The sequence below is a fragment of the Paucibacter sp. B2R-40 genome (assembly GCF_025717555.1).
Taxonomy (GTDB): Bacteria; Pseudomonadota; Gammaproteobacteria; order Burkholderiales; family Burkholderiaceae_C; genus Paucibacter_A.
In genome coordinates this window covers 16,726-31,049 of record NZ_JAJIRP010000012.1, presented here as the reverse complement: position 1 = coordinate 31,049, position 14,324 = coordinate 16,726, and the positions used below count along the sequence as shown (strand labels likewise).

The 14,324-nt window shown below is 58.9% G+C and carries 13 protein-coding genes, 1 tRNA gene and 2 pseudogenes; 9 read left to right on the top strand and 7 right to left on the bottom strand.

Going from position 1 to position 14,324, the window contains the following annotated elements:
* From LNV09_RS21060 to LNV09_RS21050, 3 genes are all read left to right on the top strand, one after another.
* Complete coding sequence (locus LNV09_RS21060; protein ID WP_263534520.1) at nucleotides 1–618, top strand: glutathione S-transferase N-terminal domain-containing protein; 618 nt, start codon at nucleotides 1–3, stop codon at nucleotides 616–618.
* A gap of 14 nt (nucleotides 619–632) precedes the next feature.
* Entirely contained in the window at nucleotides 633–1,232 is a 600-nt protein-coding gene (locus LNV09_RS21055; protein ID WP_263559022.1) for a ClpXP protease specificity-enhancing factor, read from the top strand.
* A 40-nt stretch (nucleotides 1,233–1,272) separates the two neighbouring features.
* Nucleotides 1,273–1,348: transfer RNA gene (locus LNV09_RS21050), tRNA-Thr, on the top strand.
* 210 nt (nucleotides 1,349–1,558) lie between these two features.
* Here the strand turns inward: LNV09_RS21050 and LNV09_RS21045 are convergent.
* A complete protein-coding gene (locus LNV09_RS21045) occupies nucleotides 1,559–1,837 on the bottom strand; it encodes a hypothetical protein (RefSeq protein WP_263559021.1) in 279 nt (92 codons plus the stop codon).
* Nucleotides 1,838–2,163: 326 nt separating this feature from the next.
* On the opposite strand from LNV09_RS21045, the gene secA reads away from it, so the two are divergent.
* From secA to LNV09_RS21030, 3 genes are all read left to right on the top strand, one after another.
* The gene (secA, locus tag LNV09_RS21040; RefSeq protein WP_318023311.1) at nucleotides 2,164–4,908 is read left to right on the top strand and encodes a preprotein translocase subunit SecA; all 2,745 of its coding nucleotides are present in this window, start codon (nucleotides 2,164–2,166) and stop codon (nucleotides 4,906–4,908) included.
* A gap of 339 nt (nucleotides 4,909–5,247) precedes the next feature.
* Complete coding sequence (locus LNV09_RS21035; protein WP_263559020.1) at nucleotides 5,248–5,766, top strand: FxDxF family PEP-CTERM protein; 519 nt, start codon at nucleotides 5,248–5,250, stop codon at nucleotides 5,764–5,766.
* A 40-nt stretch (nucleotides 5,767–5,806) separates the two neighbouring features.
* Nucleotides 5,807–6,517, top strand: coding sequence for a PEP-CTERM sorting domain-containing protein (locus tag LNV09_RS21030; RefSeq protein ID WP_263559019.1), 711 nt, complete (start codon nucleotides 5,807–5,809; stop codon nucleotides 6,515–6,517).
* 440 nt (nucleotides 6,518–6,957) lie between these two features.
* Here the strand turns inward: LNV09_RS21030 and LNV09_RS24875 are convergent.
* From LNV09_RS24875 to hemP, 3 genes and pseudogenes are all read right to left on the bottom strand, one after another.
* Nucleotides 6,958–7,056: pseudogene (locus tag LNV09_RS24875) on the bottom strand (PEP-CTERM sorting domain-containing protein); the annotation flags it as partial.
* 15 nt (nucleotides 7,057–7,071) lie between these two features.
* A pseudogene (locus LNV09_RS21025) lies at nucleotides 7,072–8,019 on the bottom strand (choice-of-anchor A family protein); the annotation flags it as partial.
* A gap of 373 nt (nucleotides 8,020–8,392) precedes the next feature.
* On the bottom strand, nucleotides 8,393–8,611 hold the full coding sequence (gene hemP, locus LNV09_RS21020) for a hemin uptake protein HemP (protein ID WP_263559017.1): 219 nt from the start codon (nucleotides 8,609–8,611) through the stop codon (nucleotides 8,393–8,395).
* Nucleotides 8,612–8,789: 178 nt separating this feature from the next.
* Here hemP and bfr point away from each other — a divergent pair, with 178 nt between their 5' ends.
* Both bfr and LNV09_RS21010 read left to right on the top strand, forming a co-directional pair.
* Nucleotides 8,790–9,269 (top strand): bacterioferritin, encoded by a 480-nt coding sequence (gene bfr / locus LNV09_RS21015; protein ID WP_263559016.1) that lies wholly within the window; start codon nucleotides 8,790–8,792, stop codon nucleotides 9,267–9,269.
* 121 nt (nucleotides 9,270–9,390) lie between these two features.
* Nucleotides 9,391–9,618 carry a (2Fe-2S)-binding protein gene (locus LNV09_RS21010; protein ID WP_263559015.1) on the top strand — a complete coding sequence of 76 codons (228 nt, stop codon included), beginning with the start codon at nucleotides 9,391–9,393 and terminating at the stop codon, nucleotides 9,616–9,618.
* Nucleotides 9,619–9,620: 2 nt separating this feature from the next.
* Here LNV09_RS21010 and LNV09_RS21005 read toward each other — a convergent pair whose 3' ends face one another.
* Complete coding sequence (locus LNV09_RS21005; RefSeq protein WP_263559014.1) at nucleotides 9,621–10,616, bottom strand: succinylglutamate desuccinylase/aspartoacylase family protein; 996 nt, start codon at nucleotides 10,614–10,616, stop codon at nucleotides 9,621–9,623.
* 328 nt (nucleotides 10,617–10,944) lie between these two features.
* On the opposite strand from LNV09_RS21005, the gene mepA reads away from it, so the two are divergent.
* On the top strand, nucleotides 10,945–11,865 hold the full coding sequence (gene mepA, locus LNV09_RS21000; RefSeq protein WP_263559013.1) for a penicillin-insensitive murein endopeptidase: 921 nt from the start codon (nucleotides 10,945–10,947) through the stop codon (nucleotides 11,863–11,865).
* 6 nt (nucleotides 11,866–11,871) lie between these two features.
* Here the strand turns inward: mepA and LNV09_RS20995 are convergent, their stop codons facing one another.
* Together LNV09_RS20995 and LNV09_RS20990 are read right to left on the bottom strand one after the other, a co-directional pair.
* Nucleotides 11,872–12,474, bottom strand: coding sequence for a M15 family metallopeptidase (locus tag LNV09_RS20995; protein WP_263559012.1), 603 nt, complete (start codon nucleotides 12,472–12,474; stop codon nucleotides 11,872–11,874).
* A 22-nt stretch (nucleotides 12,475–12,496) separates the two neighbouring features.
* Nucleotides 12,497–13,402 (bottom strand): N-acetylmuramoyl-L-alanine amidase, encoded by a 906-nt coding sequence (locus LNV09_RS20990; RefSeq protein ID WP_263559011.1) that lies wholly within the window; start codon nucleotides 13,400–13,402, stop codon nucleotides 12,497–12,499.
* Nucleotides 13,403–14,324 lie beyond the last annotated feature (922 nt).

Genomic DNA, 14,324 nt, shown 5'->3' with positions numbered 1-14,324 from the left:
ATGATGGTGCTTTATTCTGGAACCACCTGCCCTTACTCGCATCGCTGCCGCTTCGTGCTGTTCGAAAAGGGTATGGACTTTGAAATCCGCGATGTGGACTTGTTCGCCAAGCCCGAAGACATCGCCCTGATGAACCCGTACAACGAAGTGCCTATCCTGGTTGAGCGCGACTTGATCCTGTACGAGTCGCACATCATCAACGAGTACATCGATGAGCGCTTCCCGCATCCACAACTGATGCCCGGCGATCCGGTCGCGCGCGCTCGCGTGCGCCTGTTCCTGCTCAATTTCGAGAAGGAACTGTTTGCGCATGTCAATGTGCTGGAAGGTCGCAGCCAGACCGCCAAGGCGGCCGACAAGCAGCTGGAAAAGGCTCGCTCGCAAATCCGCGATCGCCTGACTCAGTTGGCGCCGATCTTCTTGAAGAACAAGTACATGCTCGGTGACGATTTCTCCATGCTGGATGTGGCCATTGCCCCATTGCTGTGGCGCCTTGATTACTACGGCATCGATATGTCGAAGAATGCGCTGCCGCTGCTGAAATATGCCGAGCGGATTTTCTCGCGCCCGGCCTATATCGAGGCGTTGACGCCGTCCGAAAAGGTCATGCGCAAGTAATTGGCGATCTGCATATGGAACAAAGCAGTGAGAACGGCGGGCCGGGCAGTGCGTCAACCCGTCCTTACCTGATCCGAGCCTTGCACGACTGGTGCACCGATAACGGCTTCACGCCCTATATCGCGGTCCATGTCGACAAGTTCGTGCAGGTGCCGATGGAATACGTCAGCAATAACGAGATTGTCCTCAACGTCGGTTTCGACGCCACCAGCAGTCTCGAATTAGGCAACGAGTTCATTCAGTTCAAAGCCAGGTTTGGCGGCACGGCGCGCGAAATCATTGTGCCCATTGACCATGTGGTGGCTATTTATGCGCGTGAAAACGGGCAAGGCATGGCTTTCCCAGCGCCCGATACGCAAACTGCGATGGGTCCGGCCGTGGCAGCTGTCTCGCCCGTTTCAGCGAGCTCGCCTGAGCAGGAGCTGGCGGCGCCGGAGCGTCTCGCTGCAGTGCCTTTACGTTCAGTGAAGTTGAACCAGGGCGGTGAGTCAGAGTCGGTTGACGCCAAGCCTGTGTTGGCCCCCGCAAGCGCAGCCGAGGTCCCGGTGGGCGACGACGGCCCCGAATTGCCGCCACCAAATTCGGGCCGGCCTTCATTGAAGCGCATAAAATAGTTTACAGCCTGAAAAATACAGGCTATACTCTTGGTCTTTCGCCGGCTTAGCTCAGTTGGTAGAGCAACCGCCTTGTAAGCGGTAGGTCATCAGTTCGAATCCGATAGCCGGCACCAAAGTTGAAAATACCGCTTTTTTAGGCGGTATTTTTTTGCCCGAAGAAATTTGCTCTGCGAGTCTGAACAAGGCTTGGGGTATGGCTGCGGCGGCGCGGATGCCTGTCGAACTTCAACGAAATGCCTGATGTGCTCGCAAGAGCGTGCCAGCAAGAGAGTGCCAGCAAGAGTCGCACCCTGACGGTACCTAAGCCGATCAGCCGAACTGGTCTACTTCTGCACCTTCACCCGAACCTTGGCCGGCTGCAGTCCAGCTTCATCAAGTAGCTCTTGCAGTCGAGGTTGCAGGTGGCGCAGTTTGGCGGCGACAGCGGCGTTGGCGGCCAGCAAGGTCCAGCCATCCTCATCGACTGGCCCGGGGCGCACAAACCTGATCAAAGCGCCCGGCAGGCAATGTTTAATCAGATCCATGCGCCGATTTGATTCCCGCATCAGCAAGCTCAATCGGGCCAAGCCCTCATGCTGCTGTATGGCACTTGCGATCGCCATTGGTTCTGGCACTTGCTGGCCATTGCGGAATTTCGATCGGGGACTAAAAGGCGCGCGCATCCGCCCAGTGTATGCCGCAGGCCCGGCCCCCAAGGACTGTCTTCACTCAGATGCTAAACTGCCGGACCCTTGCGCTGGCTAGTGTTGAGCAGCACAGGTGTTGTCCTATTGCAGTGCGCCGAGAGCGCCTCATATGGGCCAAGCATCAAGAAGAATTCAGGGGCCTAGCTCTGGGCAAGCAAGAGGATTTGCTTGCCGACAGCGACCGCCTACCCCAGGGAGCAGCCATGCTGTTCCTAGAACTTACGATTCAATCACCACGCTGCATGTTGCCCAAGCTTCTCACCCAGATTTTCGGTAGCCGTAATGAGCGCTTGCTTAAAGGCTACCGCCGCACCGTCCAGCAGATCAATGCGCTGGAGCCGCAATTCGAGCAACTCGATGACGCAGCCCTGAAGGCCAAGACCGAAGAATTCAAGCAGCGTCTTGCCAAGGGCGAGACCTTGGATTCTTTGCTGCCGGAGGCTTTTGCCGTCGTGCGTGAAGGCGGTAAGCGGGCCCTGAAGATGCGCCACTTCGACGTGCAGCTGATCGGCGGCATGGTGTTGAATGCTGGCAAAGTGGCCGAAATGGGCACCGGCGAGGGCAAGACGCTGATGGGTACCCTGGCCGTCTACCTGAATGCTTTGACGGGCAAAGGTGTGCACCTGGTCACCGTCAATGATTACCTGGCCAAGCGTGACGCCGAGTGGATGGCGCGGCTCTATAACTTCCTGGGGCTGACGGTCGGTGTCAACTTGGCGCAAATGTCGCGCGAAGAGAAGCAGGCCGCTTACGCCGCTGACGTGACCTACGGCACCAACAACGAATATGGCTTTGACTACCTGCGTGACAATATGGTGCACGAGGTCTCGGACCGCGTGCAGCGCCCACTCGCTTTTGCCATCGTCGACGAGGTTGATTCGATTCTGATCGACGAGGCACGCACGCCACTGATCATCTCCGGCCAAGCCGACGACCAGACCGATGTCTACCTGGCCATCAACAAGGTCGCACCTGGCCTGAAGAAGCAGATCGGCGAGTTGGATATTCGCACCGGAGAGGGCGTCATCGAGCCGGGTGACTTCACCGTCGATGAGAAGTCGCATCAGGTTTATCTGACCGAAGACGGCCACGAAAACGCCGAACGTTTGCTGAGCGAGGCCGGCCTCTTGGTGGAAGGCGCCAGCCTCTACGACGCCGGCAACATCACGCTGATGCATCATCTGTATGCCGCACTGCGCGCCACCCATATCTATCACCGCGACCAGCACTACGTGGTGCAAAACGGTGAAGTCATCATCGTTGACGAATTTACCGGCCGCTTGATGACCGGTCGCCGCTGGAGCGATGGCCTGCATCAGGCCGTTGAAGCCAAGGAAGGCGTGGCGATTCAGAGCGAGAACCAGACGCTGGCCTCGATCACCTTCCAGAACTTCTTCCGTATGTACGGCAAGCTGTCCGGCATGACCGGCACGGCCGATACCGAGGCCTATGAGTTCCAGGAGATCTACGGTCTGGAGACGGTGGTGATTCCGCCTAACCGTCCAACCAAGCGCAAAGACGAGCAGGATCTGGTTTACAAGACTACGTTCGAGAAGTTCCACGCTGTCGTCGCCGACATCAAGGACAGCCATGAGCGCGGTCAGCCGACTCTGGTTGGCACCACCTCGATCGAGAACTCCGAGTACATCTCCAAGCTGCTGACGGCCGAGAAGTTGCCGCACAAGGTGCTCAACGCCAAGCAGCATGCGCAAGAGGCGCTGATCGTGGCGCAGGCGGGACGACCCGGCATGATCACCATCGCCACCAATATGGCCGGTCGTGGCACCGACATTGTGCTGGGCGGCAATGTCGAGAACCAGATCAAGCTGATTGAGGCCGACGCCAGCGTTGCCGAGGCCGACAAGGCACAGCAAATTCAAACCTTGAAAGACGAATGGGCCGGCCTGCACGAGCAAGTCAAGGCCGCAGGCGGCTTGCGTATCATCGCCACCGAGCGGCATGAAAGCCGCCGTATCGATAACCAGTTACGTGGCCGCTCCGGTCGCCAAGGCGACCCTGGTGCTTCGCGCTTCTATTTGTCGCTGGACGATCAATTGATGCGCATCTTCGCGGGTGACCGCGTGCGCGCCATCATGGACCGACTGAAGATGCCCGAAGGCGAGGCGATCGAGGCCGGCATCGTCAGCCGCTCGATCGAAAGTGCGCAGCGCAAGGTCGAGGCACGCAACTTCGATGTTCGCAAGCAGTTGCTGGAGTACGACGACGTCTCGAACGATCAGCGCAAGGTCATCTATCAGCAGCGCAATGACATTCTGGAGGCGCAGAGCCTGGTCGAGCAAATCGACAATCTGCGTGCCAGCACGCTGGGCGATGTGGTGCGCACTTTTGTGCCATCCCAAAGCGTCGAAGAGCAGTGGGACCTGCCCGGCCTGGAGCGCGTGCTGCGCGACGAATGGCAGCTTGAAGTCGCTTTGACGGCGATGGTCGACAAGAGTGATTCGGTCACCGATGAGGATGTGTTGGACCTGGTCGTCAAGACCGGTGACACGGTGTTTGCCGACAAGGTTGAGCGCGTCGGCATCGATCAGCTGACGCCGTTCATGCGCATGGTCTTGCTGCAAAGCATTGACCAACATTGGCGCGAGCATCTGGCTTCGCTGGACTACCTGCGCCAAGGCATCCATTTGCGCGGCTACGCGCAGAAAAACCCCAAGCAGGAATACAAGCGCGAGGCTTTCGAGCTGTTCTCGCAATTGCTGGACGTGGTGAAGATGGAAGTGACGCGCACGCTGATGAATGTGCGTATCCAGTCCCAAGAAGAAGCCAACCGTGCGGCCGAAGCAATTGAAGCGCGCGCCGAGCGGGTCAGCAACGTTACTTATACGCACCCGAACGAGGACGGCTCGGTGTCGCAAGACGCTGCGCCCGATTTTGATGCAAGCAAGTACGGCCATGTCGGTCGCAATGACCCCTGCCCATGCGGCAGCGGCAAGAAGTTCAAGCTTTGCCACGGTAAGCTGGCCTGATAGTCGGTTCAGAGCTGAATCGATTCATCTCATCAGAAGGGCCGCATCCGGCGAGGATGCGGCCCTTCTTTTTTGCCTATGTGGCGCGAGCTTTTGGCGCACTCGATCCTTTGGCCTCGGCGAGGTCCCGAAAAGAGCAGCATTTGCCGTGCTTTTTGCACGCTCGCCGCTCGCCGCCACCCAGTCAGGGGGGCGGCTAAATGGGTGCATTCCCCTAGCATTCAGACCTAGATTGAGGTTGATTTTGAAGGCGACGGAACTCGCCGCTTTCGGCTTCCGAGTCCGGACTAAACAAGGGTGAAAGAAATGCGTACAAATAAAACGGTGGGAGCAATTTCCTTGGCTTTGGCCTTGCTGGCAGGAGCCACTTCGGCGCTGGCTGGGCCGGTGCTGACGCTGGCTCCGGACTGGACCTTCGGGAATGCAGCAGTGAGTGGTTCGAAAAATGGCTTCTCCGACATCGTCAAGACGCTGCATGTAGACGGCAACCAAATGATCACGGCTTACCTTGCGACCAAAGATCAGATGCTCGATATCAAGGGCGTCTCTTTCGTCAAGCTGGGTGCTCAGGGTGCGCCCGATGAGTCGACTCGACTAGCGTTCACAGAAACTCTAGCCGTGGACTGGACAAAACAAGAGGGTACGGCGAGCGAACGGTGGGAAAGATCGCCGGTTCGTTTGAGCGCGGGCGAATGGCAGTTGGAAGTCACAGGTCTGCGGCGCTCCAAATCTTTTGGGGCGTATTCGGGGGCAGTGCAGGCCGATAGCCAGGTACCTGAGCCGCAAACTCTGGCCCTGAGTCTGTTGGCCCTTGCCGCCATGGCGGGATTGGCGCGCCGGCGCAAGCTCGGCCGCTGATTCACCCGCAAAGCCAAACTCTAGCTTTTCAAGGATTCACATGATCACCACCAAGAAAACACTGCTCGCTTCGCTGATTTTGATGGCAGCGAGCAATTCCTTCGCGTCAAGCTTGGATATCAAATTCGTCGAAAACGAAGGCGTTGTGTCGCTGAGCACGAGCTACAAGGTTTCAGGCTCAAGTGCTCAGCTCGGGACCGATGACTATGAAACAGGCCGACTGCGATTTGAAAATACCGCCGGCGCAAGCTTTGCGGCCTTCTGTGTTGAAGTGGCTCAAGACCACGCTTTTGCCGACCAAGGCTTCAAGACATATACCGTAGGCTCTTTTTCTGGCACCCAGGCGGCATTGTTGCAAGGGCTGTTCGCGACCAGCTTTTCGAACTCTTTGAACAGCACGCAGCAGGCTGCGTTCCAGACCGCTATTTGGGAGATCACCCATGAAGCGGCCGGCGCGCCGCTTGATGTTGGCTACGGGAAGGGGCAATTCTTTGTCAATTCCTTGAGTTCATCCAGTGCACCTGATTCGACCGAGAATCTGGCTTTTGTGGCCTCGGTGAACAGCTATCTCGGTGCTGCGGCCAATTACTCGGGCCCTCAGCTGTACACCTTGACAAAGCTCAGCAATGACACTTATCAAGACTTGTTGACGGTGAGTGCCGTGCCCGAGCCGAGCGGCTTTGCATTGATGGCAGCCGGCTTGGCTGGCTTGGGCTTGATCGCACGTAGGCGCTCGAACAAACAGGCCTGAGACCGCGCTGTGGCGGGTCATTGAGTCACCGCGAGTTGGGATTTAGATTGCAAGTTGGGCACCTCATGGGTGCCCTTTGCTTTTGTGCTCAGACAGTTGTCTTGTTCTCGGACGCCCAGCGGCCCTGTTTTATTGGGCGCGAATATGACGTTGCCATCAGCCGACTCTTCTTTTTGAAGGGGGGGGCGGCTCATCTGTAGCTTCAGCCAGAAAGTTGTTGCTGGATGTGGCGCGCCGCCGGACCGGCGCGGGCCTCAGAGCTCTGGCAGCAAAGGCTTGCGAGCCCGTAGCCCCTTGGTTCCCTTGCCTGGCCGGTTGAATCCGTGCAAGGCTTTGTGAGCTGCTGGACTTGGTGAAACGCAGTTCGGACGAGCTCCCGAAAAAGCGAAAAGGGCTCCCGAAGGAGCCCTTGTTGAAAGCAGCCAGAAGCCGACTCGGTCTTAGTTGCTGAGCGTCTTGCGGCGGCGTGCCATGAAGGCTACAGCGCCCAGGCCGGCCAGCATCAAAGCATAGCTCTCGGGCTCAGGCACTGCGGACACCAATGGTGAATAGCCGATCTCCAGATTTGACTTCAGGCCCAGCGCCATCAACTGACCTTCGAGGTGGCCGCCGCCGAGGCGGTTCTCGCCGCCGTAAACCAGCGCGTTAGGTGCCAGGATGCTGCCGCCAACGAAGCTGCCGACGGTCACATCCTTGGCTTTGTCGAAGTTGAAGAGGATGTTGCTGCTGAACGCGTCCAATTGGGTGGCCGGATTGCCCCAGGCATCTTTGCCGCCAATTCCCACATTTTGGGTCAGTTGACCGCCGGCGAACAAGACCGAGTCGCTGCCCGTGTAGTTGATGACGACGGTGGCGCCGGCTTTCACACCGCTCAGGCTCAGGTTGCGGAAGGTCGCTGTATTGACGTTGAAGACCTCAAAGTCAGCACCTGTGCCGGTGAAACTGATGCCGTTGACGATGTTGCTGTTCCACTGGTACGTCACCGCGGTTTGGCCCGTCGCCTTGAGGTCACCCAATTGGCTTGCGGTTGATTGCAAAGTAGCCCCAGCGGCCTTGAAGTCAATCACATTCGATTGCCGACGCAAGTCCAAGTCGCTGGATGAGCCGGCCTTGCTGCCGCCATAAACACCGTAGCTGTTGCCGTAGTTCGTCAGGTTCTGATCCCAGTAGGGTACGTGCGAGCCTTTTGTACTGTCGACACCGGCCGGCGCGTTGGCATAGATGCGGCCACCAACATATTTCAAATCGCCACCCACCACCAGGGCCGGGCCGCTGGTGCCGGCCGGCGTGCGGTAGTTCATGGACAGGCCCGAGGCCGTCATATTGCCGCCCACCGCCATGCGGCCTTCAATGTCGTTGGCCTGATCTACATTGCCCAAAATGAAAGCGCTGAAGCCTTTGGCGGCGCCAAAGTCAATGGTTGGCAGCGCTTGTGCAGTACCGGCCAGCAATGCTGCCGCTGCGATAGAAACCAACTTCAGACCACTTGCACGATTCAACATTTTGCTTTTCACCTGAAACACCTCGATTAGATGAGTTTTCGATCACAGCGAAGGATGCTCCGCCATGGCTGAAATTCTAGGGAAAGCACCGATGAAAAGTGCGACTGGGCTGAATTGGTATTGCTTTGGTTTGTGCGCTTTGCACGAAAACTCGAACTTGAATTGCTGAATTGACAGGCCTTGCTGCGCTTGTTCTTGCCAAGCCTGCAAATGACCGGCGTTGGCGCCAGTGAAAAGCTTGGCTGCCCCCTCGATTGAGCGCGCTCGCGAGCGCTGAGCTGGCGGTTTGGCCGATGTCCGAGGGCGGATGCTTGTACGTCAATGGTTGAGGGGCCCCAAGGCGCGCTGAAGCGCGCCGCTCAAGGATGTCGGCCTACTTGGTCAAGATCAGTTTGCCCAAGGCCGTCAGGCGCAGACGGTAGAGTTGCTGGCCATGCTCGATTTCGACCTCTGTCTCGTTGCCCAATAGGCTCTGGCTGCTGATGCGTTTGCGCGGCGCGGGTAGGGCATGCGTGGGCCTTGCCGATAGGTCGCGATCGTTGGCAAACGCAGCGACGCATGCTGCTTGTTCGTTGGAGGTGAAGGTCTGCATGTTTGCATCTTAAATGAGAATGATTCGCACTGGCAATATATTTTTGCGGATTCTGTTTTTTTGCGAGTGACTTGCTGCGGTGCAAACGCTTCTTATGCACTCCAAAAAATGATGGTTTTGCGTTGGTGAACTTCCAAGCACCGCGCACAATGCTTGCTGTTTCATTGAGGAGACTCCCATGCAAGGCGATGCAAAGGTTTTGGACTATCTGAATGCCCAGTTGAAGATCGAGTTGACCGCGATCAATCAATATTTTTTGCACTACCGAATGCTCAAGAACTGGGGCTTCGAGCGCCTGGCCAAGCATGAGCATGACGAGTCGATTGAAGAGATGAAGCATGCCGACAAGCTGATGGATCGCATCCTGATGTTGGACGGCCTGCCAAACTTGCAGGACTTGGGCAAGCTCTATATCGGAGAAAACGCCGTCGAAGTCTTGCACTGCGATTTGAAGCTTGAGGCCGGCTCTCAGCCCGGGCTGAAGGAAGCGATCGCCTATTGCGAGTCGGTGCGTGACTTTGTTTCCCGCGAAGTGCTGGTCAGCATCCTCAAAGACACCGAAGACCATATCGACCATCTCGAAACTCAGATCGGCTTGGTGGCCCAGGTCGGTGAGCAGAATTGGCTGCAGTCGCAAATGGGCGGCGCCAGCTCCTGAGCCACGGATGACCGCCAATCCCCGAGGATTTGGATGGTCAATTGAATCGCATTGAGAAACATTCGTATTTGCGTTAAAGTCCAAGCAACTCAACAAGAGTTGCCTTTTTTTCGCCAAGCTCATGATTGTTTGTCTGTGCCGCCGAGTCTCCGATCGCGACATCCAAGCCCAAGTGGCGTCCGGCGTCAGCAATTTCGAGCTGTTGCAGGATGAAACCGGCGTAGCCAGTGCCTGCGGTTGCTGTGGGGACTGCGCGCGCGAGGTTTTTGATGCGGCACTCGCGAAGAGCGGCTGTGCCGGCGCCTGCCGCAGCGAGCGCCCGAGCTGGGCGCTGGTCAATATGCGCTGAGCTTAGGCGTTCAAATCGCGCGGGCTAGGCCGCGCCAAATAGAGCCACTCCTGGCCCGTCAAAGCTTTGCTATTGGGGAACACGATGCGGCCATCCGCAGGGGCCAGCACCGCGCTGCCGTCGTGCCGTGTGCCAATTTTCTGGCCTTTTGAGACCGCGTCAAAGCTGGTCCAGGCTTGTTCGAAGCGGTCGTCCGGGTGCTGCCTGTCGATGACTTCATATAGCTGCAGCACTTCGGCGGGCTGGCCGGGCTGGTGCGCCGCAGCGGCCTCGGGTGCAATCAAACCCAGCAGGGCCATGCTGCGCAGGATGGCCAAACGTGCCACTTCGCGGGCTTGCGGGTCCAGATGCTGCCCACATTCAAGCGTGACGCCATAGCCACCTTGGCTGCGCATGTACTCGGTGGTGCCGACGCCGTAGTGCGGGTCCAGGGTCAGGTCTTGCCTAGGGGCGGGTGCGCCCTGCTTGTTCGCTGCACGCCGCCGTAGGCCCAATTCATAGGTGGATAGCCAGCCTTCGACGATGCGCGTGGGCCCCAAGCATGTGGCCAGTGCTGCTTCGGCCCTGGCATGCGCAAAGGGCTCAATGTCGCCGACGTTGTCGGGCGGGCCCAGCATCACGAAGGCTTGACCTTGGCTCTGAAAAGAATGCAGGTCCAGCAAGACATCATGCTCGGCCATCAGCGGGCACAGACGCGCTGCAATACGATCTTCAAAATCCTGCGCGATCACGGCCGGGCGCAGGTTGCGGTTCAAATTGCGCTCGCCCTCGCGGCGGCCCATTTGGTGGGCCAGCGGGTTGGCGATCGGCAGCAAGCTCAGGGTGCCGCGCAGCAGGTTCAAGGCGCCACTGTCCAGCGCGGCCATCACCTCCTCAATGGCCTCGACGCCGCAGGTTTCGTTGCCATGCACGGCCGCCGTCACCAGCAGTTTGGGGCCGGGTTTGAGGCCCGCGTATTGGTGAATGCGTAAATGAGTGGGGTGGGTTTGAGTGCTCATGCCGGGTGCTTGCGTGGCGATAGGTGACGCGAATCATGCTGCGCGCATTTTGGGTGAGGCGAGGTGCTGCTCGTCGCCGCGCACACAGGATTTTGCCGGCACCAGGGTCGCGCCTATATATTGCGAACAAAGCATTGATCACCGAAGCCAAATGCCTGCACATTGTCAGGGCTCTGTATCTTGCCGCCTGGTCGTCGGTGTGACCCGCCATCATTTTGCTCAAGCCCGAAACGCCGCTGCCAAAGGAAGGCCAGTGTTGGATACTTTGTTGGATGGGCTTGGGCGCCAAGGGGCTTGAATGGCCGCATTATTTTTTAGAAGAAAATCTATGCAAAGTGGAATTCGATTCGTTCTGGTCTTGACCTTTGGGGTGCTGCTCGGTGCGGGGCCAGCCAGGGCGCAAGATCAGCATCAAACTGCGGATGCGCAGCCGGCCGCCAAGACCTTGTTTGGCCAAGCCACAAAAGCTGCGGCACTTGCGCCACAGGCGATTGGCTTTTATTCCCGAGGCTGCCTGGCTGGCGCCCAGGCGCTGCCGCTGGATGGGCCGCATTGGCAGGCCATGCGCCCGTCTCGGCAGCGCATGTGGGGTCACCCGGAGTTGATTCGTTTCCTTGAACGTTTTGCGCCGGTGGCTGCCCAGGCCAGCGCTTGGCCGGGCATCTTGGTGGGGGATATGGCGCAAGCGCGTGGCGGCCCGATGTTGACGGGTCATGCGTCGCATCAATTGGGTCTGGATGCGGATATCTGGCTCAAGCCGATGCCGGTTGAGCGCCTTTCGCAGGCGCAGCGGGAGCAAGTCTCGTCCATCTCCGTGGTGCGTGCCGATCGTTTGGACGTGGATCCGGCAACCTGGACGGCAGGCCATCAGGCGGTGCTGCGCGCCGCTGCCATGGACCCGCAGGTGCAACGCGTTTTTGCTAACGCTGCCATCAAGCGGGAACTCTGCCGCAGCGCCAAAGGGGCAAGCTGGTTGCGCAAAATTCGTCCCGAGCAGGGCCACGACTATCACTTCCATGTGCGCTTGTTCTGCCCTGAGGGAGAAACGCAATGCAAAGCGCAAGACCCGACCCCCGAGGGGGATGGTTGTGACGCCAGCCTGGACTGGTGGTTCAGCGAGGAGGCGCTGCATCCCAAGCCGCCTGCCAAGCCAACTCCGCCGCTGACCCTGGCCGATCTGCCCGCAGACTGCCGGCAGGTGCTGGAGGCACGCGGCGCGACTCCAACTACGCCTGAAGTTCTGCCGTGATTGGCTTCAAAGCACGCGAGGCAGATCGCGCCGCACGGCCTCGCGGTCGCCGAATTCGAAATGCCACCACTCGCTAGGAATGCCTTGGAAGCCTGCTTGCCGCATCGCCGCGCGCAGCCAGCCACGTTCGATCAGTTGCGCCGCGCTGAGCAGGCCCAGAGCCAAATGCTCGGCCTCGTGATCGGGGTGCGAGATCAGGCTCATCTCGTCAAAGCCCGAACCCATATCGACCTCGCGGCCTTGGCCGTCCAGCAAGGTGATGTCCAGCGCCATGCCGAATGAGTGGATGGAACCCCGTTGCGGATCGGCCAGATAAGGCTGCAGCGGCGTACCCTGCAGTTCGGCCCACAAGACCTCTTGCACACGTTGCGGTCGCAAGGCGTCGAGCACCCGCAAGCGATAGCCGGGACGCTGCCTTGCCAGCCAGCGGGCCGCTTCGAGCAAGGCGTCGGCAGCTTCACGGCGCAGCCAAGCGCAGTCCAGCCCGCCGTAGACCGCGCGCTGGACGAAGTTGTCGGGCGAGGCGTAGCGCAGGTCAAGGTCGATCTCGCTCAGGCTCAGCAGCGAGCAGAAGTCGGCGTGGCCGGGAATGTCTTCACAATTGATCATCGGGAACTCTGATGAACCGAGCTCACCAGCGTGAGGTGTAAGGCTTGGCTTCACCAGCAGGCGCCATACCAGGCGCAGCACCGGCGGCACCATCGGCCACGATGGGCGAAACCAGCAGCATGCCGTTCGGGCTCAGCATGACCTCCAGCAGCGCAGCGGTTTCGGCATCGGCCTTGCCGCTGTAGTCGCTGGGTCGGTACTTCATCTGAAAGGTCGAGAGCACGTCCTTGCTGGCTGCGTCCATTTGGCCGGTTAGCGGCAGTTTGTAGCCGATACGGCTGAGCTTGTCCTGGAACCAGGCGGCGTCCGGCGGCAGGCTTTCAAACAGCGCGATCTTGTTTTTTACCTGCTCCATATCGGGCCAGGGGATCAGGCCTTCGTCGGCGAGGCGCTTCCAGGGGAACTTTGGGCCGGGGTCCTGCTTGCGGCCCGGGGCGATATCGGCGTGGCCGATGATGCGTTCCGGGCGGATCTGGTGACGCGCGACGATGTCCTTGACCAGTGCGATCACCTCCGTGATCTGCGCCTCGGGGTAGGGCGCGTAGACCCGGCCGCTGGGCGTATCCACAAAGCCGGTGTTGACGATTTCGATGCCGATGGAGGAGGCGTTCAAATTCGTGTGCCCGGCCCAAAAACTCTGCCCGGCATGCCAGGCGCGGCGGCTCTCGTCCACCAGCAAATAGCTGCGCACCGGCTCGTCGCGCACCAAGTAATGGCTGCTGACCTGGCCCCCCTTGGTCAGCGCGCGCAGCGACTTCTCCCAGTCGATGGCGGTGTAGTGCAGCACCAAAAATTGTGCCCGGCTGTCTTGATTCTCCGAGCTGTAGCTGCGGTCGATATGCGGGCCGCCGGGCGTCGTGGCGCAGGCGCTCAGCAGCAGGGCCAGCAAGGCGGCCAGCAAAGGCTTTGAATGGAAGTTGATCGGCATGGTGATTTGGCTTATGAATCAATGGTGCACAGTCGTGGCTGCGATTGTTGCAGCGGATTGTCCATGCCGAAGCGCCAGCCTCGATTCAAGCCGCAAAGCGCCCGCGCAAATAGGCNTTCGAGTTGCGCTTCGGCCGAGCGCTGCATCGGCGCGGGGCGCGTCAAGCGCTCTTTCAGCAGCAGCACGGGACCCAGCAAGAGGCGCAAGGTTCTGAAGAAGAGGCGAATCAGTGGTTTCATGGCAGGGAAGTGAAAAGCGAGCGGCTATGAAAAAACCCCCAACACCTTTGACGATGCTGGGGGTTTAGTTTGGCTCCTCGACCTGGGCTCGAACCAGGGACCTACGGATTAACAGTCCAGATCACCGGCCGAGTTTCTTGAGCGTAAGTTGAAGATTCGTAACGAGTTTTGTCTATGGGCAGGTCTGGCAATGGTCAGCACCGACCTGGAACCGAGCCTGGAATAGATGTGCCGGGGCATTTCATTGGAAAACTTGAACTGAATCAAGGGCTTGGGTCGCCATTGACCGATCAATAACCGGCTATGGCGGGGTTCGGCGGGTTCGGGGCGCGCTATCCGTAGCGTTCAGGCGAACCGCCTTCACATAGGCGAAGTACTAGTTTTGGCATGGCTAAGAGGCGATAGGAGGGAGTGCCCCAAAAAAAGAGGTGCAGATGCCGTCCATAATCAGCGTAATGCTGACCACCAGAACTAATCAAGCCTCTTTGCCAGAGGGCTTTGCTATCCACGTAGTTGGCAGCGTTTCGTTCAACAAGGTTCGTCTGCCGTCGGCCGCATTGGACGGGTTAGTAGTCGGCGTGCTGCGGCAGACAAACGTAACTGTACGACCTCGCGGGAAGCCGCATCGTAGTTCGGTAAATCTAGATGCCGACGTCCGCCGGTCCCGTACCCACTGGCTTTTA

Coding starts and splice junctions, on each gene's coding strand:
- mepA (WP_263559013.1), top strand. CDS start 10,945: ATGCAAAGTGGAATTCGATTCGTTCTGGTCTTGACCTTTGGGGTGCTG.
- LNV09_RS21045 (WP_263559021.1), bottom strand. CDS start 1,837: ATGGCGATCGCAAGTGCCATACAGCAGCATGAGGGCTTGGCCCGATTG.
- secA (WP_318023311.1), top strand. CDS start 2,164: ATGTTGCCCAAGCTTCTCACCCAGATTTTCGGTAGCCGTAATGAGCGC.
- hemP (WP_263559017.1), bottom strand. CDS start 8,611: ATGCAGACCTTCACCTCCAACGAACAAGCAGCATGCGTCGCTGCGTTT.
- LNV09_RS20990 (WP_263559011.1), bottom strand. CDS start 13,402: ATGCCGATCAACTTCCATTCAAAGCCTTTGCTGGCCGCCTTGCTGGCC.
- LNV09_RS20995 (WP_263559012.1), bottom strand. CDS start 12,474: ATGATCAATTGTGAAGACATTCCCGGCCACGCCGACTTCTGCTCGCTG.
- LNV09_RS21030 (WP_263559019.1), top strand. CDS start 5,807: ATGATCACCACCAAGAAAACACTGCTCGCTTCGCTGATTTTGATGGCA.
- LNV09_RS21055 (WP_263559022.1), top strand. CDS start 633: ATGGAACAAAGCAGTGAGAACGGCGGGCCGGGCAGTGCGTCAACCCGT.
- LNV09_RS21005 (WP_263559014.1), bottom strand. CDS start 10,616: ATGAGCACTCAAACCCACCCCACTCATTTACGCATTCACCAATACGCG.
- LNV09_RS21060 (WP_263534520.1), top strand. CDS start 1: ATGATGGTGCTTTATTCTGGAACCACCTGCCCTTACTCGCATCGCTGC.
- LNV09_RS21010 (WP_263559015.1), top strand. CDS start 9,391: ATGATTGTTTGTCTGTGCCGCCGAGTCTCCGATCGCGACATCCAAGCC.
- bfr (WP_263559016.1), top strand. CDS start 8,790: ATGCAAGGCGATGCAAAGGTTTTGGACTATCTGAATGCCCAGTTGAAG.